The 19,015-nt window shown below is 70.6% G+C and carries 17 protein-coding genes; 4 read left to right on the forward strand and 13 right to left on the reverse strand.

Annotation, left to right across the window (positions count from 1 at the left end; genetic code table 11):
• Window positions 1-120 precede the first annotated feature (120 nt).
• Window positions 121-1,542 (reverse strand): bifunctional D-glycero-beta-D-manno-heptose-7-phosphate kinase/D-glycero-beta-D-manno-heptose 1-phosphate adenylyltransferase HldE, encoded by a 1,422-nt coding sequence (hldE, locus tag ED208_RS06905; RefSeq protein WP_123211134.1) that lies wholly within the window; start codon window positions 1,540-1,542, stop codon window positions 121-123.
• A gap of 132 nt (window positions 1,543-1,674) precedes the next feature.
• The gene (locus tag ED208_RS06910; RefSeq protein WP_123211135.1) at window positions 1,675-2,598 is read right to left on the reverse strand and encodes a branched-chain amino acid transaminase; all 924 of its coding nucleotides are present in this window, start codon (window positions 2,596-2,598) and stop codon (window positions 1,675-1,677) included.
• Window positions 2,599-2,763: 165 nt separating this feature from the next.
• On the opposite strand from ED208_RS06910, the gene ED208_RS06915 reads away from it, so the two are divergent.
• Entirely contained in the window at window positions 2,764-3,798 is a 1,035-nt protein-coding gene (locus tag ED208_RS06915) for a glycosyltransferase family 9 protein (protein WP_199720531.1), read from the forward strand.
• Window positions 3,799-3,803: 5 nt separating this feature from the next.
• On the opposite strand, the gene ED208_RS06920 is transcribed toward ED208_RS06915, so the two are convergent.
• Complete coding sequence (locus tag ED208_RS06920; protein ID WP_123211137.1) at window positions 3,804-4,727, reverse strand: DUF6492 family protein; 924 nt, start codon at window positions 4,725-4,727, stop codon at window positions 3,804-3,806.
• Between the two features lie 82 nt (window positions 4,728-4,809).
• On the opposite strand from ED208_RS06920, the gene ED208_RS06925 reads away from it, so the two are divergent.
• Both ED208_RS06925 and ED208_RS06930 read left to right on the forward strand, forming a co-directional pair.
• Entirely contained in the window at window positions 4,810-5,778 is a 969-nt protein-coding gene (locus tag ED208_RS06925; protein ID WP_123211138.1) for a glycosyltransferase, read from the forward strand.
• 26 nt (window positions 5,779-5,804) lie between these two features.
• Window positions 5,805-6,758 carry a glycosyltransferase family 2 protein gene (locus ED208_RS06930; RefSeq protein ID WP_199720532.1) on the forward strand — a complete coding sequence of 318 codons (954 nt, stop codon included), beginning with the start codon at window positions 5,805-5,807 and terminating at the stop codon, window positions 6,756-6,758.
• A gap of 68 nt (window positions 6,759-6,826) precedes the next feature.
• Here ED208_RS06930 and ED208_RS06935 read toward each other — a convergent pair whose 3' ends face one another.
• Entirely contained in the window at window positions 6,827-7,750 is a 924-nt protein-coding gene (locus ED208_RS06935; RefSeq protein WP_199720533.1) for a glycosyltransferase family protein, read from the reverse strand.
• Window positions 7,747-8,595, reverse strand: a complete 849-nt coding sequence (locus ED208_RS06940) for a glycosyltransferase family 2 protein (RefSeq protein ID WP_123211140.1) — start codon at window positions 8,593-8,595, stop codon at window positions 7,747-7,749. The genes ED208_RS06935 and ED208_RS06940 overlap by 4 nt, the downstream gene beginning before the upstream one ends.
• Before the next feature lie 46 nt (window positions 8,596-8,641).
• On the opposite strand from ED208_RS06940, the gene ED208_RS06945 reads away from it, so the two are divergent.
• Window positions 8,642-9,814 (forward strand): glycosyltransferase family 4 protein, encoded by a 1,173-nt coding sequence (locus tag ED208_RS06945; RefSeq protein WP_123211141.1) that lies wholly within the window; start codon window positions 8,642-8,644, stop codon window positions 9,812-9,814.
• 268 nt (window positions 9,815-10,082) lie between these two features.
• Here the strand turns inward: ED208_RS06945 and ED208_RS06950 are convergent, their stop codons facing one another.
• The 8 genes from ED208_RS06950 to ED208_RS06985 form a co-directional block, all read right to left on the reverse strand.
• Window positions 10,083-11,795, reverse strand: a complete 1,713-nt coding sequence (locus ED208_RS06950) for an FAD-binding protein (protein ID WP_123211142.1) — start codon at window positions 11,793-11,795, stop codon at window positions 10,083-10,085.
• 48 nt (window positions 11,796-11,843) lie between these two features.
• The gene (locus ED208_RS06955) at window positions 11,844-12,686 is read right to left on the reverse strand and encodes an SDR family NAD(P)-dependent oxidoreductase (protein WP_123211143.1); all 843 of its coding nucleotides are present in this window, start codon (window positions 12,684-12,686) and stop codon (window positions 11,844-11,846) included.
• A 16-nt stretch (window positions 12,687-12,702) separates the two neighbouring features.
• Window positions 12,703-13,218: a nuclear transport factor 2 family protein gene (locus tag ED208_RS06960; RefSeq protein ID WP_123211144.1), complete on the reverse strand. Its 516-nt coding sequence runs from the start codon at window positions 13,216-13,218 to the stop codon at window positions 12,703-12,705.
• 85 nt (window positions 13,219-13,303) lie between these two features.
• A complete protein-coding gene (locus ED208_RS06965; RefSeq protein WP_123211145.1) occupies window positions 13,304-14,071 on the reverse strand; it encodes an SDR family NAD(P)-dependent oxidoreductase in 768 nt (255 codons plus the stop codon).
• A 95-nt stretch (window positions 14,072-14,166) separates the two neighbouring features.
• Window positions 14,167-14,952 (reverse strand): outer membrane lipoprotein-sorting protein, encoded by a 786-nt coding sequence (locus ED208_RS06970; RefSeq protein WP_123211146.1) that lies wholly within the window; start codon window positions 14,950-14,952, stop codon window positions 14,167-14,169.
• 73 nt (window positions 14,953-15,025) lie between these two features.
• On the reverse strand, window positions 15,026-16,024 hold the full coding sequence (locus tag ED208_RS06975; protein ID WP_123211147.1) for a HupE/UreJ family protein: 999 nt from the start codon (window positions 16,022-16,024) through the stop codon (window positions 15,026-15,028).
• Window positions 16,021-16,983 carry a peptidyl-prolyl cis-trans isomerase gene (locus tag ED208_RS06980; RefSeq protein ID WP_123211148.1) on the reverse strand — a complete coding sequence of 321 codons (963 nt, stop codon included), beginning with the start codon at window positions 16,981-16,983 and terminating at the stop codon, window positions 16,021-16,023. Before ED208_RS06980 ends, ED208_RS06975 begins: the two co-directional genes overlap by 4 nt.
• Before the next feature lie 12 nt (window positions 16,984-16,995).
• Entirely contained in the window at window positions 16,996-18,954 is a 1,959-nt protein-coding gene (locus ED208_RS06985; RefSeq protein WP_158608475.1) for a DUF3604 domain-containing protein, read from the reverse strand.
• Window positions 18,955-19,015: the final 61 nt, after the last annotated feature.

Below are 19,015 nucleotides of genomic sequence, written 5' to 3' on the forward strand. Positions count from 1 at the left end.
GGAGAACCCCTCCGGCGCTGCGCGCCACCTCCCCTATTGCCTAGGGGAGGCAAAGCTGTGCCTCCCCTGCGTGCAGGGGAGGTGGCGGCGTAGCCGACGGAGGGGTACCACGCGAACCGCTTACTTCCGCGCGCGCTCGATCAGCCGGGTGGTGGAATAGCCGTCGTGGAAACCCAGCACCCGCACCTCGCCGCCGTGGGCGAGCACCGCCTCGTGGCCGGCGATCTGCTCGATCCGGTAGTCGCCGCCCTTCACCAGCACGTCCGGCAGCACCGCCTCGATCAGCCGCGCCGGGGTGTCTTCGCCGAACGGCACCACCCAGTCCACGCATTGCAGCGCCGCCAGCAGGGCCATGCGGTCGGCGGTGTTGTTGAGCGGCCGGCTCGGGCCCTTGAGGCGCTGCACCGAGGCGTCGGTGTTGACCGCGACGATCAGCACATCGCCCAGCTCGCGCGCCGCCTGCAGATAGCGGACGTGGCCGACGTGGAGGATGTCGAAGCAGCCATTGGTCATCACCAGCCGCCGGCCACGGGCGCGCGCCTCGGCGACCCGCGCCAGCAGCTCGGCCTCGTCGAGCACGCCGTCGCCAGCGGTGCGCTGCGGATTGGCGGCGCGCGTCAGCTCGGCGCGGCTGACCGTGGCGGTGCCCAGCTTGCCGACCACCACGCCGGCGGCGATGTTGGCCAGCCGGCAGGCCTGCGGCAGCGCGGCGCCGGCAGCGAGTGCCGCCGCCAGGGTGGCGATCACGGTGTCGCCGGCGCCGGTCACGTCGTAGACCTCGCGCGCCTCGGCGGGCAGGTGCAGCGGCGCCTTGCCGGCTTCCAGCAGGGTCATGCCGTGCTCGCTGCGGGTCACCAGCAGGGCGGCGAGTCCCAGTTCGGCGAGCAGGGCCTGCGCCTTGGCGACCAGGGTTTCGACATCCGGACAGGGGCCGACCACCGCTTCCAGCTCGCCGGTGTTCGGGGTCAGCAGGGTGGCGCCGGCGTAGGGACGCCAGTCGTTGCCCTTGGGGTCGACCAGCACCGGCTTGCCGGCGGCGCGGGCGTCGGCGATCAGGCCGGCGACACCGGCCAGGCTGCCCTTGCCGTAGTCGGACAGCACCAGCACGTCCACCGAGGGCAGGTGCGCGCGCAGGCGGAGGGCGAATTCGGCGGCATCGTGCGCCGCCGCCAGCGGCTCCTCGAAATCCAGGCGCAGCAACTGCTGGTGCCGCGACATCACCCGCAGCTTGGTGATGGTGGGCGCGCTGCCAGTGAGCAGCTCGGCGGCGACGCCGCGCTGCTCCAGGCTGCGCGCCAGACTCAGCCCGGCCTCGTCGGCACCGACCACGCCCAGCACCCGGGCCTGCGCGCCCAGCGCCGCGAGATTGAGCGCGACGTTGGCGGCGCCACCGGGGCGCGCCTCGTCGGCACGCACCCGCACCACCGGCACCGGCGCTTCCGGCGAGATGCGCGAGGTGCTGCCGGACCAGTAGCGGTCCAGCATCACGTCGCCGGCTACCAGCACGCGGGCGGAATCGAAATGGGGAACGGTGGTACTCATGCGCCGGCCAGGCGGGGACCGTGAGCGGCCACGCGATTCACGGCATGGCCGCCGCGCGGCGCCTCACCATCGCCCGCCAACCGGACGCGGGCCGGGCTGCAACCGGGGAGCGAGGTACTCACCGGCAGCGGGTCAGACCGCCGCCAGCCAGTGCGGGTAGCTGTCGCTCTCGCCCTTCACCAGCGAGAGATAGGCCGCCTGCAGCTTGGTGGTGATCGGGCCGCGCTTGCCGCCGCCGACCTGCTTGTTGTCCACCTCGCGGATCGGCGTGACCTCGGCGGCGGTGCCGGTGAAGAAGGCCTCGTCGGCAACGTAGATCTCGTCGCGGGTCAGGCGCCGCTCGCGCACCTCGTAGCCGAAGTCCTTGGCCAGCTGCATCACGGTCTTGCGGGTGATGCCGTCGAGGCAGGAGTTGAGGTCGGGCGTGGAGATGATGCCCTCGCTGATCACGAAGATGTTCTCGGCCGAACCCTCGGCGATGTGGCCGGAGGTGTCGAGCAGGATCGCCTCGTCGTAACCGTCGCGCATCACCTCGTTGAGCGCCATCATCGAGTTGATGTAGTTGGCGTTGGCCTTGGCGCGGCACATCACGCTGTTGACGTGGTGGCGGGTGAAGGAGCTGGTGCGCACGCGGATGCCGCGCTCCATCGCCTCGGCGCCCAGGTAGGCGCCCCAGGGCCAGGCGGCGATGATGATGTGCACCTTGAGGTTGTCGGCGCGCAGGCCCATGCCTTCCGACCCGTAGAACACCATCGGCCGGATGTAGCACTCGCGCAGCTTGTTGCTGCGTACCACTTCCTTGATCGCCTCGTTGATCTGGTCCGGCGTGTAGGGGATCTTCATCCCCAGGATCTTCGCGGAGTTGAACAGGCGCTTGGTGTGGTCTTCCAGGCGGAACACCGCCGGGCCGCGCGGGGTGTAGTAGGCGCGGACGCCCTCGAAGCAGCCGACGCCGTAGTGCAGGGTGTGGGTCAGGACGTGGGTGGTGCACTCGCGCCAGGGCTTGAGGTCACCGTCATACCAGATGAATCCGTCACGATCCGCCATGCTGCTCATCGGAACACTCTCCAGAGGGGTATAGAAACGCAGGGTCTGCGCCAGCCCGGCGCAAGCCGGTATTGTACGCCGACCCTAGGGGGCGGCGACCCGTGGCGACGCGGCTTGCGGCCTGTCAGGGCCTAGAATGCGCGGCGCCGCCAACCACCAGCCTACGAATCCGCCGTGCCTTCCCCGACAGCCTCGACCACGCCGCGCCGCATCCTGCTGGTGCGACTGTCGGCGATGGGCGATCTGGTGATCGCCACCGCCCTGCTCGACGGCCTGCGCCAGGCCTGGCCCGGCGTCGAGATCGACTGGCTGGTGCAGTCGGAATTCGCCGGCCTGCTGCGCAGCCAGCCGGCGATCCACGAGGTCCACGTCTGGGAACGCCGCGCCTGGGGCAGGCTGCTGCGCCGGGGCCGCTGGCTGAACCTGCTGCGCACGGTCCTGGAGTTCCGCCGCCGGCTGCGCGCCCGCCGCTACGACTGGGTGATCGACGCCCAGGGCCTGGCGAAGTCCCGCGCGCTGGCCTGGCTGGCCGGCGGCCGGCGCCGCATCGGCTACACCTCGAAGGAGCCGCTGGCCGGCCTGCTGCACGAAACCGTGGTGCGCCAGAAGGAAGCCGCACCCGGCCGCGAGCGCATCGGCGGCGAGCACGCCCCGATGCTGCGCCAGCTCACCGGCACCGAGATCGGCGCGCCGCGCCTGAGCCGCCCCGAGGGCCAGCCAGCACGGCCCGCGACCCTGGTGCTGGCCCCCTTCACCACCCGTCCGCAGAAGCACTGGCCGGAAGCCTACTTGCGGCAACTGATCGAACAGCTCGCCGCCCGAGGCGAGTCCCTGAGCCTGCTCGGCGGCCCCGGCGACCGCGCCGCCGCCGCGCGCATCCTCGAAGGGCTCCCGGCCGGCAGCGTCAACAATCTGGTCGGCGCCACCAGCCTGTCCGAGGCGCTGAGCTGGATCGCCGACGCCCGCGCGCTGATCGGCGTCGATACCGGCCTCACCCACATGGGCATCGCCTACGACCGGCCGACGGTGGCGATCTTCGGCTCCACCCTGCCCTACCGCACCGGCGGCCGCGCACCGCTGCGGGTGCTGTGGAAAGGCCTGCCCTGCTCGCCCTGCGCGCGCAAGCCGACCTGCGGCGGGCGCTTCGACTGCCTCACCGGCATCCACCCCACCGAGGTGCTGAAAGCGCTGGACGAAGTCCTGGCCTAAAGGCCCTAGCGAGCCGCCACCGCCCGCTGCAAGGCGGCACGGATCGCCGGCAGATAGGGCTCGATCGGCCAGCGGCGGCTGGCCTGCAAGACCAGGAAGTCGATGTCCGGCGCGGTGAAGGCGCCGTCGATGGCGGCGCGCACCGCAGCGCTGTCCTCGGCCGACAGCACCCAGCGGGTGCGGGCATTGGCCGGCACTTCGTAATGGTGGGCACCGGCGGCGACCCAGCGCACATAGGCGCCGTAGATGCTGAATTCCGACAGGTCGCCGGGCTTGAGGTCGAGCAGCGCCCGCCACCAGGGCTGGTGATGCCGGGCTTCCAGATGGGCGTGCAGGCCGCGCACCGCCTGCGGCGCGAACACGAAGGGATGGGCGACGAAGTTGCTGCCGCGCACGGTCTCGGCCGGTAGCCCCAGGACTGCGGCCGCAGCGTCGGCCCAGTGCCGGAAGGTGGGGTTGTCCTCGGCCATCAGCGCCACGCGGCCGTCCTGCCAGTAGCGCTCGGCGCGCAGCGGCGCGGTCGGCACCAGGTCGGAGTCGAGCACCAGATAGGCCTCGTGCTCGGCGCGCGCCGGCACGGTCAGCTTCACCAGTTGCTGGGCGTGCCAGCCGTCGCAACTGGCGTCCGGAAACCAGCCGAAGCGCTTCTGCAGGCTGCGCCGGAAGCGACGCAGGCGTTCCGGCATGGCGCTCAGGCGCCGGCGCGCCGCCTCCACCTCCGGCGGCAGGACCTCGGCCGTCGTCAGCCAGTGCACACGCGATTCACCCAGGCGCTGCCGGAACAGCGGCAGATCCTCGGTCTGCACCACCGCGTAATGCGGCCAGTCGCAGCCCCAGGCCTCCAGCGCCTCGCGGAGCATGGCAAAGCGCTCCAGATCGCCACGGTAAGTGGGCGTGAGCAGAGCGATGCGGGGAGCGGCGGCGGTCACGGCGGGCGGGAACTCGGGGCAGATCGGAGAGGGGCGAAGGATATACTTCGCGCACTGCCGCCGGCTCGAACGCCCACCCGCGATGCCTCGTACCACGCCCCTGGTCATCGTCGATCACGCCTACCACCAGCAGACCGCGAGCAGCCGCTTCTTCCTCGACCTGTTCGCCGCGCTGGAGCCGGTGGTGCTGCACCACGATCTCGGCGAAGCCTCCCTGCTGGAGCGCCTGCGGCAGACGCCCAGCGAGGCCCTGGTGTTCTTCCAGATCCAGCCCAAGCCGCGCCTGCTGCGCGCGCTCGACCACCCCAATGTCACCTGGGTGCCGATGCGCGACGACCTGCGCTACGACGCCAGCCGGGTGCGCCAACTGCGCGGCAGCCACCTCAAGTTCGTGAACTTCTGCCAGGAGGCGCACCGGGTATTCGAGGGCCGTGGCCAGGCCTCGCTGGCGGTGCAGTTCTGGCCCACGGTTCCCGAAGCGCCATCGCGCCCGGTGCGCGCGGCGCCGCGCCTGTTCGTCTGGGATCGCGGCTATCTGCAATGGCCGCTGCTCAAGCAGTTGCTGGGCGAGCAGCCGGTGGACAGCGTGGTGCTGCGGCTCTCGCCCGACCCCGGCCGGCAGGCGGTGCGCCCGAGCGAGGACGACATCCAGCGCTACCGCATCGAGCTGGCCGAGGGCTGGCTGCCGCGCGAGGACTATCGGGCGCTCTTGGCCGGCTGCGATCTGTTCTTCGCGCCGCGCCCGCTGGAAGGCATCGGCATGGCGACCCTGGAGGCGATGGCACTGGGCCAGGGCGTGATCGCCCCCGACCGGCCGACCATGAACGAATACCTGCGCCACGGCGACAACGGCGCGCTCTACGACCCCGAGCAAGCCCGCGTCCTGGATCTCTCCGGCTGGCGCGACTGGGGCGCGCAGGCCCGGCGCGACTGCCTGGCCGGCGCCGGGCGCTGGGCGGCGCAGCAGTCGCAGATCGTCGATTTCGTGCGCCGGCCGCCGGCGCGCCGGAACGCGCTTTGGTGGCGGCTGGCTGCGACAATGGGCGCATGAAGCCGCTCCCACCTCCGCTTGCTCCCTTGCGCCTGCCGCCCGCCTGGCCCGGCGCACAACCGCCGCCCGCCACCGCCACGCGGGGCGAGCTGCCGCGCATCACCGTGGTCACGCCCTCCTACAACCAGGCGGAGTTCCTGGAAACCACCATCCGCTCGGTGCTGGAACAGGGCTATCCGGCGCTCGACTACTACGTGATCGACGGCGGCAGCCGCGATGCCTCGGTGGAGATCCTGCGCTACTACGAGCCCTGGCTGAGCGGCTGGGTGTCGGAGCCGGATCGCGGCCAGGTCGATGCCATCGTCAAGGGCCTGGCACGCGCGCAGGGCGAGTGGTTCAACTGGATCAATTCCGACGACCTGCTGGCGCCGGGCGCGCTCTGGGAAGTGGCGCACCTCGCCGACGCCGACCTGATCGCCGGCCGTACCCAGAACTTCTACGCCGAGCGGCTCGACCGACTACGCCTGAGCCGTGGCTTCAGCGCCCGCGAGTTCGTGCGCCTGCCGGTGGAATCGCGCACCCGCTGGCACCAGCCGGGCATCTGGTACCGCACCGCCGCGCTGCGCGAGATCGGCATCGACGCCAGCCTGCATTACCGCTTCGACCTCGACCTCTTGATCCGCTACTGCCTGCGCTATCCCCGGGTGCGCTACAGCGAGGCGGTGCTCGCCTACTTCCGCCTGCATGGCGCCTCGAAATCGCTGAGCCAGGCCGAGAAGTTCGGTCAGGAGCATGTGCAGTTGCTGGAAAAGCTGCTGCGCCTGCCGGAGGCCACCAGCCTGCACGCCGACGCCCGCGACGCCCTGGCCGCGCTGGCCTGGCGGCAGACGCTGGAGGAACTGCAACTGGACCATCAGCGGCCGCGCCTGCAACGCGCCGGTGAGCTGCTGCGGAAAGCGGCGAAGACGCCGGGGGCCTGGGGCATCAACGCCACCGTCGATACGCTGGGGCGCATCCTGTTCCGCAAACGGCGGGGCTGAGCGTTTCGGCGGGCACCGCCCCCACCCCGGCCCTCCCCCGCAAGCGGGGGAGCAAAAACGAAGCTACTTCAGCCGCCGCGCAACCAGCGGCGCAGGCGCCGGCTCCAGGCCTTGCGCCAGGTGCGCGGCCGGTAGCCGTGCATGCGCTCGGTGTACTGGTCGGCCTGGTCGTCGCGGATCATCCAGCGCGGGTGCAGCAGTTCGGCGTCCAGCGCCTGCAAGGGCAGTTCGGCATAGGGCCCCGCAGTCTGGGTGTGGGTGGCGCCGGCGCCGTAGCCGATGTTGCTGATCAGGTTCACCGCCGGCAGCACCGCGAGCTGGTTCTGGGTCCAGCAGCAGTAGGTCCACTGGTAGTCCCAGGTATCGACCTTGCCGGCGTGCACGTCGTCGAATATCCGGGTCCAGCTCAGCACCAGCTCGGTGTCGCCCAAGAGGTCGCGCAGCCAACCGCCGTCGCGCAGCGCCGGCCACTGGCGCAGGCTCACGTCGTACTGCGCCCAGGCGCGGCGCCAGGAGGCCCAGCCCCAGACGTGGTTGTAGCGCGAGTAGTAGTAGCTCTCCGGCCCGCGACGACGCCCGAATTGCAGATTGCTGCCACCGATGTGGCCGATGCGGGTGTCGTCGCGATAGCGGCTCAGCATCGCCTCGCAGAAGCGGAAGAAGTCCGGGTGCGGCAGGCAGTCGTCTTCCAGCACGATGGCCTGCCCGCATTCGCTGAACACCCAGTCCAACCCGCTGTGCAGGCGCCGCTGGCAGCCGAGGTTGTGCTCGGCGTAGTTGCGCTTGACCGTGCAGGGCCAGTCGACCTGCTCGACCACCGCCCGCGCCTGGGCGCAAAGCTCGGCCTCGCCGGGACGGTCCGGACGCGGCGCGTCAGCGATCAGCAGCAGCACCGGCGGTCTGGCGCGGGCGATCTCGGCGAAGACGCGGGCGGTTTCCTCGGGGCGCTTGAACAGAAACAGCGCAACCGCCGTAGTCAGCGGCGCGCTCACGGGCCGCCGACCCGCCGCTGGCGGTTCTCCGGCGCGAACTTCGGGTCCGGCTTGGCGCCGGAGAGCTGCAAGGTATAGAGCGCCGCATACTTGTGATAGGCGTACTGGCTGAGCAGCACCGCCAGCAGAAAGCCGCGACGGCCGTCCAACACCAGGCCGCGGATCAGGTATTGCAGGATGAATTCCCAGACGAAGCGCAGCGGCGGCGTGAAGATGGTGGTGCGCTTGCCGCGCGCCAGCTTCTCCTGCGCCAACAGCCAGGCGTATTGGGTGTGCTTGTCGACCATGTGCCGGTAGTCGCGGTAGCTGTCGTGGTCGAGCCGGCCGCTCAGACGCCCGACCGGGCCGGGCGGGAACTTCAGCGTTTCGTGCACCTGCGCCATCGGGAACTCCGCGCCCTCGCGGCGGAACAGCCGCGCCTGCGGGCTGGCGTAGCGGCCGCCGAAGCGCAGGCGCTTGCCGAAGAAGATCGGTCCCCAGGGCATGCGGTAGACCGCGCAGGGCACGGTCTCCCTGGCCAGTTCGGCGTCGATCTGCGCGCGCAGCTCCGGCGTCACCCGCTCGTCGGCGTCGATGGTGAACACGTACTCGCCGCTCGCCGCCTCCAGACTGCGCTGGCGCTGCGGGCCATAGCCAGGCCAGTCGGTGATCCACAGCTGGTCGGTGTAGCGGCGGACGATCTCGACGGTGCCGTCGGTGGAACCGGAATCGAAGACGATCAGCTCGTCGGCCCAGCCGGCGACCGATTGCAGGCAGGGCTCGATGCGATCCGCCTCGTTCTTGCAGATCAGGCAGACGGACAGGGTGTGGCGGCGCGGCGCGCGCGGCTTCAGGGGTTCGGACATGGGCGGATGGTGCGGATGTGGCTGCCCGGGCGCAAGCGGCGGCGGCATGGAAACGACCGAAGCCCGTGGCAAGATCGACAGCCCACCGCCAGCCACCTCCCGCGAGATGTCTTCAAGCCGGCCGCGCATCGCCTTCATCAGCTCCCTGGGTGGCATCCCCTGGGGCGGCAGCGAGGAGCTGTGGGCCGCGACCGCGCTGGAACTGCACCGGCGCGGTGGGCCGGTGCTGGCCGCCTCGCAGGCCTTGCCGCAGCGGCCGCCGCGCTTGCAGGCGCTGGCCGAGGCCGGCGTGCCGCTGTGCGCCTTCGAGCCCAGCCGCGAGGCGGCGGTGGCGCAGGTGTTCCAGGCACTGGAAGCCCTGCAACCGCAGCTGGTGGTGGTGTCCCAGGGTCACTATCTGGTCGGCTTCGAATGGATGGAGCTGCTGCGCCAACGCGGCTGGCGCTACGCGCCGCTGGTGCACGTTGCCAACGACTGGCGACTGGCCGAGCCGCAGATGGAACGGGTGGCGCGGGTGTTCGACGGCGCGGTGGCGAGCTTCTTCGTCTCCGAGGCCAATCACCGCCAGGCCGAGCGCATGCTGGCGAGGCCGATCCCGCGCGCCGAGCAGGTGCGCAACCCCTATCTGGTGCCCTGGGATGGCGAGCTGCCCTGGCCGGCCAGCGCCAGCCCGCGTCTGGCCTGCGTCGCCCGCCTGCAGCATCCGGTGAAGGGGCACGATGTGCTGCTGGAGGCCTTGGCAGACCCTGCCCTGCGCGCGCTCGCCGAGCCGCTCGGCGTGGAGGTTTCGCTGTTCGGCGAAGGGGCTCACCACGCCTATGTCGAACAGCTGCTCGGCCATTACCAGCTGCCCTGGGTACGCTTGCGCGGCCAGGTCAGCGACATCAGCGGCATCTGGCGCCAGCACCAGCTGCTGGTGCTGCCCTCCCGCTACGAGGGCCTGCCGCTGGCGATCGTCGAGGCCATGCTCAGTGGTCGGCCGGTGCTGTGCACCGATGTCGGTGGCAACACCGAGATCGTCGAGGACGGCGTCAGCGGCTTTGTCGCCGCCGCCGCCAACGGCCGCCAGCTGGCGCTGACGCTGCGTCGCGCCTTGCAGGAACGCGAGCGCTGGCCGGCCATGGGCCGCGCTGCGGCCGAGCGGGCCCGCTTGCGGATGCCTCGCGACCCGGCAGCCGGTTTCGCCGACCGGCTGACGGAACTGGCGACCGGCTCCTAGTCGGTCGTTCCTCACCGCCTTGGGCAGCGAGTTGCGGCGCTGGGAGTTCCAGCAGCTACCCGCTCGAACAATTCACAGCAGCGGTCACCGGACAACACCAAGGCTCGCGGCGCGGGGACGCCGAGCGCCGGTCCGTCGGGTGACAGAGGAGGCCTGGTCTATGCCCGAGGCCGCAGCGGCGGCCTCGATCATCAAGTGGCGTGACTGGCCCCGTTCATCAGACCCCACTGCCCTGGACGGGGCCCACAAGCCCGCCTGGCAATCACCTTCAGAGCGAACTGGCGGCCACGGCGGCCCGTCGCCCGGAATAGATGCAGTCCGCTGCGGACAAGCCGCTGACGTACAGGTGCGAGCAGATGCCGACCGCGTTGCGACCGGCGGCGTAGAGGCCGGGAATGGCGCTGCCGTCGGCGCGCTGCACCGCACCGCTGCGTTCGTCCACCACCAGGCCGCCCAGCGACAGCGTCGGCAGCGGGAACAGCCGGCTGTGGATGGAGATGTCGAGCGCGTAGTACGGCCCCTGCTGTAGCGCCCAGGCGTCCTTGGCGCTCTTGCCGTAGGTGTCGGCTGCCTGGCCCTCGGCAGCCAGGTTGTAGGCGGCCACCTCGGCTTTCAGGGTGGCGGCGTCGAGGCCGCACTGCGCCGCGAGTGCCTCCAGGGTCGGTGCCTTCTTGCGCGCGAACATCAGCGCCAGCTTGGCCGGGCCGCTCTGGAAGGGATACAGATCGTCGGACTTGAGCTGCTTCTGGATCTCGGCGTAGAGCCGAGCGTCGAACACGATCCAGGCGCGGCCCTCGCAGTGCTCGATGATCTCGTAGCCGATGGCGGCGCCGTAGGCGGTTTCGTCGCTGAAGCGCTTGCCACGGCCGTCCACCATCATCCCCCAGGACATGCCGGAAGGCGGGCTGACGAAGCGCCAGGCGCTCATGTGCTGCATGCGCTCGGTGGCGCCGCCGACGCTCTGCCCGAGGCGGATGCCGCTGCCGTCGTCGCCGGGATTGCCCAGCGGCATGCCGGCGCTGTACTTGGGCGCGTGGTGATCGACCATCTGGCGGTTGAACACGAAGCCGCCGGCGGAGAGGCAGACGCCCTTCCGGGCGCGGATGCGCCGTTCGACACGGTGCCGCGCCTCCAGCTTCGCGGCCTTGGCGGCGTAGCGGCGCGACAGCGCCATGGTGATGCCGGCGCCGGGAAAAGCCGGCGGCAGCAGCAGCAGATACTTGTTGGCGAGCGCTTGCAGGCGCGCGTATTCGGCATAGGCCGGCGAACTGGCCGGAATCTGCCAGAGCGAGACGCCGACCACCCGGCCGCTGGCGTCGGTGATGAGCTTGCGCACCTCGCTGTGGCGGTGCAGGCGCACGCCCAGCTTCTCGGCCGCCGCGCGCAGCGGATCGGTGAGCGCGGTGCCGAAGCCGGTCGCGGCCTTCGCCGTGCTCGGCGAATAGACCTTGTGACCGCGCGGCGCCGGCTTGGCGACGGCGGCGCGGGCAGCGCACAGCGAGCTGTCGGAGTGGTAGAGGTGATAGCCCGGCGGCGGATACGAGGTCTTCTTGGCGTAGACGGTGGCATCGAAGCGCACGCCGCGCTCGATCAGCCAGTCCAGCGAGGCGGCGCTGCCCTCGCAGAAGTCGCGCAGGGTGGCGTCGCTGACCACGCCCTGGGTCTCGCCGCGCAGGTACTGGAACATCGCCTCGACGCTGTCCTCCACGCCCGCCTGTTTCTGGATGGCGGTGCCGCCACCGGCGTAGTAGATGCCGCCGTTGAGCGCGGTGCTGCCGCCGCCTTCGTAGCGGTCCAGCGCGATCACCGACAAGCCGCGCTCGGCGGCCTCGATGGCGGCAGCGACACCGGCGCCGCCATAGCCGACCACCACGAAGTCGGCACTCTCGTCCCAGCGCCCGGCGTCCACATCGCCGAGCACCTCCGGCGCCTCGACGGCGGAATACCAGTGCTCGGACCCGGGCTGTTCCTGCTTGCTCATGCTACGGCTCTCCATGCGGCGACCCGGTTTGGACGGGCCGCTCTCGACTCAAGAAAATTCAACCAGACTGCGGGCGTCGCCGATCACGGTCTCGCCATCGAGCGCGTGCAGCGGCTGCTGACAGCGCTGCAACAGCGCGCGACTCACCGCGATCTCGCCCTGGTGCGCGCCCGCCACCAGCAGATAGGCCGCCTCGGCCATCAGCTCCAGCGGCTCCACCCAGTCCGGTCGCGTGGCGGCGGTCTGGCGGGCGATCTGCTCGGCGCTCTCGCTGCGCGCGATCTTGTAGGGCAGCAGCGCGTTGACCTGCACGCCGCTGCCATGCAGCTCGGCGGCGAGCCCGGTGCTGTAGCGGTCCAGCGCCGCCTTGCTGGCGCCGTAGAGCGCCAATGCATGCACGAACCTGGCGTCGCCGGCGTAGGGAATCGCCGGCGCGGCGCTGGTATCGCTGCTCAGATTGACGATGCGCCCCCAGCGCCGCACGCGCATGCCCGGCAGCGCCTGCTGGATGAGGTCGATCGGCGCCTGCAGATTCAACTCGAACATCGCGCGCCGCGCGGCGAGGTCGATCTTGCTCGGCGGCGCGTAGGCACTGATGCCGGCGGCGTTGTTGATGAGGATGTCCACCGGCCCCAGCGCCGCCTCGGCCTGCGCCACCAGCCCGGCGCGGGCGGTCTCGTCGGCAAGGTCCGCCGCCAGCACGGCCGCCCGGCCGCCGTGCGCGAGGATGGCCTCGCGCACGCCTTCCAGCGCGGCCTGCGAACGCGGGCTGGCAGCCAGGGCGACGGCGGCGCCGTGCGCGGAAAGCCGCAGCGCGATGGCGCGGCCTATGCCCCGGCTGGCGCCAGTGACCAGCGCGACGCGACCGGCCAGCGTCTGCGCGGCGGCCATGGCGGCGACCGGCGTCTTACTTGCGCTGCAGGGCTTCGTTGGCCTGTTCCGGCAGCTTCTGGCCGTGCTTGGCCAGATAGTGCGCGGTCAGCTTGGGCTCGCCTTCCACCGGAATCACCAGCTCGTAGACGCGGGTGTAGGTGGCGCGCTTGATCCGCCACTTGCCGTTCTGCTTCACATAGGTGTCGCGGTAGAACGCGGCCCCGTCGGTGATGATCCGCAGCTTGAGGTCGAGGAACCAGTCCTTCAGATACCAGACGCCGGTGGCCTCGGTATCCGAAACGAAGTCGATTTCCGGGTGATTGACGTGGTGCTGGGCGACCGCATCGGCGTGGAAGGCGTAGCGGATGGCGTCCAGGATCTTGTCGCGGCCCTCGGTTTCGAACAGGTAGGAGCCACCTTCGTAACGGACGCTGGCGTCCTCGGTGAACAGGCCTTTCAGCTCCTCGACATTGGCGGTGTCGATGCAGCGGCAGTAGGCGTACTTGAGGCGCTTGATGGCTTCGAGGTCTTCGAGTTGTTGCAGGGACATGCGGGGTTCTCCTCAGGATTCGGGATGCGCGGACGGCTGGCGTGCGCGCCCAGGTGCGGGTTGGGGGGGAGCGGAGCGCGGCGGGCTAGACGCCGAAGCCGCCGGAGACGTTGATCTGCTGGCCGGTGACATAGCCGTTGCTGGCGAGGAACACGGCGGCGCTGCCGATCTCCTCCGGCTTGCCCCAGCGCTTGATGCAGAGCAGCTTCTGGGTCTCGTCGGTCCAGGCCTGGTCGAACACGCCGCGCTTCAAAAGCTCCAGGAACATGCCGGCCTCGATCACCCCCACCAGCACGCTGTTGGCGCGGATGTTGTGCTTGCCTTCTTCCTTGGCGATGCCCTGCACCAGCGCCTCGTTGGCGGCCTTGGGCGCCACCGAGAGGCCGTCCTTGGCCGGCCACCAGACGTGCCCGGCAGAGCCGAGGTGCACGTAGGAGCCACCGCCCTGCGCGCGCAGGTGCGGCAGCGTCGCCTTCACGGCGTTGAAGAAGCCGTGCACCTCGATGTCGATGGACTTGCGCCAGAGTTCTTCGCTGGTGTCGGCGAGATGCACCTGCTCGACCACCGGGCCGGCGGCCCAGACCACGGTGTGGATGCGGCCATGCGCGGCGATGGCGGCGGCGACGGCGGCCTGCACTTGCGCGGCCTCGCGCACGTCGGCGTTGTGGACCGTCGCCTTGCGGCCGCCGGCGGCAATCTCGCCCGCCACCTTCTCGGCCACCGCCTGCTTGGAACGGTAGACGATGGCGACATCGGCGCCGGCCTTGCCGAAGCTCTTGGCGACCTCCTGGCCGATACCGCCGCTGCCACCGAACACCAACACCGCCCCTTGCGGGAATGCTGCCTGCGTCATGCCTGTCTCCTCCGACCGGTCGTTATGACCGCATTGTCGGAGTCAGCCGCCGCGCCTCACCTCATCCGTTGGAGGGAGAAAGACCGGCGCCTCGCTCAACCCGGCATGTAGAACAGCTTGGGATTGAAGTGGCGGCTGGCCAGCTTGTCGTCCGGCTGCACGCCCAGCACCCGCAGCGTGCTGCGACTGCCGCTCTGGAGATCGCTCATCTCGACGATGGCCGGATACCAGTAGTTGTCGATGCGCTTGATCGCCTCCACCGACACGCTCAACTGCTTGCGCAGCTTGCCGGCCTCGTAGAAGTCGGTCTTCAGCGGCACGCAGGTCTTCTGGTCGACCCAGGTGCGGACCTCGGTGTAGGCGGACTTCACGTCCGGCACCGGCTTGAAGCTGAGCACCCAGGCCGGACGCTGCGCCACGGTCTCCGGGTCCAGTTGCGCGGCGCTGAAGCCGCCAAACGCGCTCTGCAATTGCTTGAAGTCGTTGTAGCTGAAGTCGGTGCCGAGCAGGGCGCCATCGGCGAACTCGCCGCTCACCCGCCGCACCCGGCGCACCGAGGGCAGCCAGACGTACAGGCCTTCATCGGCGTACTGGCGCGCCTCGCGGATCAGGAAGGAGGCGCCGGCCAGATTGTCCGGCGCGGTCACCCGCAGCATGGCGCGCACCTGGTTGCCGCTGGCGGACTTCTCCTGCTGACCATAGACCCGGCCCTTGAGCACCCGGCTGGCGCCACTGCGGTCGGTGGTGGTCAACTCGATGTCCTGGATGCGCAGCGAGGGCGGCAGGTTGGCGCGCATGCAGTCGAGCACGCTGTCGGCCGAGGTCTGCGCCTGCGCGGTGCCCATCAACCCCAGAGCCAGAATCGTTGCCAGGAATTTCATCGCCAACCTCCAATCGTGCAGATCGTCATTTTATGTTGCGATGCAACATAAATCCATGCGGGCTTTATTCAGCCTAGCGCCACCAGCCGACAGCCACCCGCTCCAGACACCAGTACGCGGCCAGGCTGCCGATCAGATACGCCGGCACTGCCCGCATCAGAACCGGACTCAAGATGGTGGGCATCCGCCGCCAGGCAAGCCCCAGCGCCAGCAGGCCGGCCACCACCGCCAACTGCCCCAGTTCGATGCCGAGATTGAAGGCCAGCAGCGCCAGCGGAATCTCGCCTTCCGGCAGACCGATTTCGGCCAGCGCACCCGCGAACCCCAGGCCGTGCAGCAGGCCGAAGCCGCCCGCCAGCGCCCAGGGCCAGCGCTGCACCGGGCCCGGCCCGGCCGTCGGCGACCGCAGCAGCTCCAGCGCCAGCAGCAGGATGCTCAGGGCGATGGCGAACTCGGTGAAGCCGGGGTTGACCCGCACCAGCCCCAGCACCGCCAGGCTGAGCGTGAGGCTGTGACCGGCGGTAAACGCGGTCACCGCCAGCAGCAAAGAGCGCGGCCGGCGCAGCAGCAACACCAGGGCGATGACGAAGCAGAGGTGGTCGTAGCCGCCCAGCAGGTGCTCGACGCCCAAGCGCAGATAGCTGGCGAATACCGAGGGCGGCGCGCTGGCCGCCGGCAGCGTCCAGGCCGGCTCGCGCTCGCTGAGCAGCTTCTGCAAGCCCGGCCCCTGCGCCGGCTGGTAGCGGACGATGACATTGATGCCGCTGCCGGCGAGGCCGTCGATGCCCAGCGTCTCCCCAGCCAGCGGCGCGGCACAGCGCAGCGACCAGCGCTGGCTGCGGGCAACGGCGTCGTCCTCGACGCGCACCTCGCCCAGCCGCTGGCAGCCTGCCGGCAGCCGCGGTTGCGGCTCACGGCCGTTGGCGCGACTGAGCGGGCTGCGCCAGAGCAGGGCGTAGTCGCTGACGCCGGTCTGGCTGAGTTCGAGCAGCGCCGGCGCCAGCGGGTGCGCCCGCACTGCGCCGGCCAGCAGCAGCAAGCCGGCGAGCAGGCTCCAAAGCGCGACTCTCACCGTCCGGCCTCGGCCAACAGCGCGCTGGCGCTGGGCAGACCCTGGTCGCGACGCCAGCCATCCAGGCGGGCGCGCCGCCAGGCCGGCTCCTGCTCGGCCAGCCAGGCATAGGCGGCGCGCTGGCGCACCGCCGGGTAATCGGGCGCCTGGGCGGGCAGTCGCTCCTGCAGTTGCAGCAGGTGCCAGCCGTAGACGGTCTCCACCGGACCGACCCAGGCCCCGGCCGGCGCCGTCTGCAGGGCCGCCGCCAGGCCGGCACCGTAGCGCTGGCGCAACTGCGCCAGGCTCTGCGGCACGGCGTCGCCGTCGAACAGCCAGGCGTCGCCGAGCGTGGCGGGATCGAGGCCGGGCTCGGCGCGCAGACGCGCCAGCAGTTGCTCGGCCTGATCAGCGCTGCGTCCGGGCCGGTCGCGGTTCAGATACAGCTGCGAAAAGCGCAGCCGCTCCGGCTGCCCGTAGCGCTCGGGATGCGCGGCCACATAGGCACGCAGAGCGGCCTCGTCGACGGTCTGGCCGGCGCTCAGTTCCTGCTCCAGGCGCTGCACCAGACGCCGGCGCACCACCAGATCGCTGGCCGGCATGCCCAGCCGGCGAGCCTCGGCAAGCAGCGCCGCCTCGTCATCGCCCAGTTCCGGCCGCGCGAAGCGCAGATTGGCGAGCAGGCGCTCGCGCGCCACCGAATCGCGCAGATCCAGTTCCCGGTGCAGCGCCTCGGCCAGCAAGGCCTGCTCGTCGAGCCAGCGCTCGGTGCTGGCCAGCAACTCGGCATGGCTGGGCCAGCGCCCGGTCTCGGCACGCCATTCGCGGCGCAGGCGCTCCACATCTGCGGCGCCGGTCGGCAGAGCGGCGGCGGCGCTCGGCAGCAGGCCCTGGCCCAGGTGCAGCAGCCCGCCCAGCAGCAGGAAGTGCAGCCAGGGCGCCCGCAACAGCCGTCTCAGCCTGCGATCCGCGATCGCCATTCGGCAATCCTCTTAGGGGCGATACCAGATCGGCGACGACCAGGCCCGCTCCTGGATGGTCTTGGGATAGTCGGCGTTGCAGCAGTCGGCGTAGGCGTCCGGCACCGCGTCGGGATTGCTGCAATCCACCCCCGCCGCGAGGCACTGGCGCGTCGCCCAGCGGCAGCTGGGGTTTTCCAGCACGCGGGCGTAGTAGAAGGCCGACTGGGCGGCGTCGAACTCCGGGTCTTCCCAGACCGCGCAGAGGCTGGCGTAGCCGCTGCCAGTGGGCTCGCAGCTGGAAAGATCGACGCTCGCGCCGTTGTTGGGCTCACCGGCCACCTCATAGACCTTCTCCTGGCTGCTGCCGTCGGCATTGAGCCAGCCCTTGACGATCTGGATGCGCTGCAAGGGGTTTGCCACCTCGATGCCCTGCCCCGGATCGCGCAGCGCCGAGACCGCGAAACGCGGCCGCGCGCCGGCCGGCACCGGCTTCAGATCGCCGCCCATCGGCACCCCCAGCGCATAGCCCTGCTGCACGAAGTCGCGGCGGCCGCAGAGATCGCTAGGCAGTTCGGCGCCGCCGAAGAAGCGCAGCACCGGCCGGGTGCCGCTGGTGGCATAGGCCTCACGGCGGCGCATGGCGGCGAACAGCGAGTCGCGGCTGTTCTCCTCGGCCCAGAGCACGGCGAGGCCGCCCGGGCTGTTCTCGATACGGTCGGTGAGGCCGGCCGGCAGTTCGCCACGGGCGCTGCCGCCGGCTCCGCCGTGACCGGGGTAGTCGATCTCGGCGGCATTGCCGGGCGTACCCAGATGGGTGTCGGAGCTGCCGATGAAGCCGTACTTGAAGGGATTGGCGCCCAGCTCGCGCTCCAGGCGCAGGCCGTCCTTGAGCGCCGCGCGCAGATAGTCCTGCTCCAGCGGCGCGCCGCTGGCCTGCGGGCTGACCTGGCTGCCGATGAAGTTGCGGTAAGGCAAGAGCTCGAAGCCGCACTGCTCGTCGGCCAGGCCGGCACCGGTGGTGCCCAGGCATTCCGACTGACCCTTGTGCTGGTAGATCTCGGCCAGCGGCTCGTTGAGCTGGCGCTGCCGGGCCAGCTCGGCGTCATAGGGCAGGCCGCGGGCATCGCGGGTCTGGAACATCAGGCCGCCGGAGAGATTGGAGTTGTGCGGGATGGTCAGGTAGTCGCAGCCCTGCGCGCTCTGGCACTGCGCCGACAAGGCCTGCCAGAGCAGCTCCGGCGCCGGGTATTCCTGGTAGGAGGGCGGAATCTCCGGCACCACCGCGCTGCGGAAGATCACGTTGCGGTGCAGGTTGTTGGACAGCGGCGCGGCGGTGTACTCGTAGCCGACGAAGCTGGTGAAGCGGCATTCGGCGCTGTCGTCGTTGTAGGCCGCCGCCGCCTGCTGGATGTCGCGCCAGGGTGTCTTCGCCGCCTCCAGGCAGCGCTCGCCGCCGAGGCCGCAGAACGGCAAACGCGGGATCGGCAGTCCACCCACCGAAACCAGGCCGGGACCGAGGAAATTGAACAGGATGAAGGACTGCGCCGGCGCCGCGCGGTAGAGCAGGCACTCCGGCGAGTTGTAGCCGGGGAGGTCGGGGTTGGTGCAGATCTCGGTCTCCCCGAACAGCTCGCCGTGATCGGTCACCGCCGCGAAGTCCAGCGGCCGCGCCAGCTGCGAATAGCGCAGCGGCTCGCCCTGCTCGTTGTAGGGCTGGATGCCCAGGCGCTCGCCCAGCGCGAAGCGGTAGGCCTCGTGCGGACCGATCAGGGTGCCTTGGGTATTGGCGTCCAGCGAGTACTTGGTATGGACGTGCAGATCGCCGAAGAACGGCTGGCGCAGCGCCTGGTAGTTGCCGCATTTGGCGCCGGCCACCGGCGGCGTGCCGGTTTCGGGCGGAGCACTGTCCCCGCAGGCCACCAGCCCCAGCGTCGCCAGTGCCAGGAAAATACCCGCCGCCGACCCTGGCCGCCTCGCGCTGCTCGCCATCGTCTCTCTCCAAAAAACGTGTTTTGTAACCGCTCCGGTACGTCGCCGGAATGGATATGGA

It is taken from the genome of Stagnimonas aquatica, from assembly GCF_003730135.1.
Lineage (GTDB): Bacteria > Pseudomonadota > Gammaproteobacteria > Nevskiales > Nevskiaceae > Stagnimonas > Stagnimonas aquatica.

Excerpts from the sequence above, each read along its gene's own strand:
- ED208_RS06940 (WP_123211140.1), bottom strand. The coding sequence starts at position 8,595 with ATGTCCGAACCCCTGAAGCCGCGCGCGCCGCGCCGCCACACCCTGTCC.
- ED208_RS06970 (WP_123211146.1), bottom strand. The coding sequence starts at position 14,952 with ATGAAATTCCTGGCAACGATTCTGGCTCTGGGGTTGATGGGCACCGCG.
- hldE (WP_123211134.1), bottom strand. The coding sequence starts at position 1,542 with ATGAGTACCACCGTTCCCCATTTCGATTCCGCCCGCGTGCTGGTAGCC.
- ED208_RS06960 (WP_123211144.1), bottom strand. The coding sequence starts at position 13,218 with ATGTCCCTGCAACAACTCGAAGACCTCGAAGCCATCAAGCGCCTCAAG.
- ED208_RS06955 (WP_123211143.1), bottom strand. The coding sequence starts at position 12,686 with ATGGCCGCCGCGCAGACGCTGGCCGGTCGCGTCGCGCTGGTCACTGGC.
- ED208_RS06950 (WP_123211142.1), bottom strand. The coding sequence starts at position 11,795 with ATGAGCAAGCAGGAACAGCCCGGGTCCGAGCACTGGTATTCCGCCGTC.
- ED208_RS06945 (WP_123211141.1), top strand. The coding sequence starts at position 8,642 with ATGGAAACGACCGAAGCCCGTGGCAAGATCGACAGCCCACCGCCAGCC.
- ED208_RS06925 (WP_123211138.1), top strand. The coding sequence starts at position 4,810 with ATGCCTCGTACCACGCCCCTGGTCATCGTCGATCACGCCTACCACCAG.
- ED208_RS06965 (WP_123211145.1), bottom strand. The coding sequence starts at position 14,071 with ATGACGCAGGCAGCATTCCCGCAAGGGGCGGTGTTGGTGTTCGGTGGC.
- ED208_RS06985 (WP_158608475.1), bottom strand. The coding sequence starts at position 18,954 with ATGGCGAGCAGCGCGAGGCGGCCAGGGTCGGCGGCGGGTATTTTCCTG.
- ED208_RS06980 (WP_123211148.1), bottom strand. The coding sequence starts at position 16,983 with ATGGCGATCGCGGATCGCAGGCTGAGACGGCTGTTGCGGGCGCCCTGG.
- ED208_RS06910 (WP_123211135.1), bottom strand. The coding sequence starts at position 2,598 with ATGAGCAGCATGGCGGATCGTGACGGATTCATCTGGTATGACGGTGAC.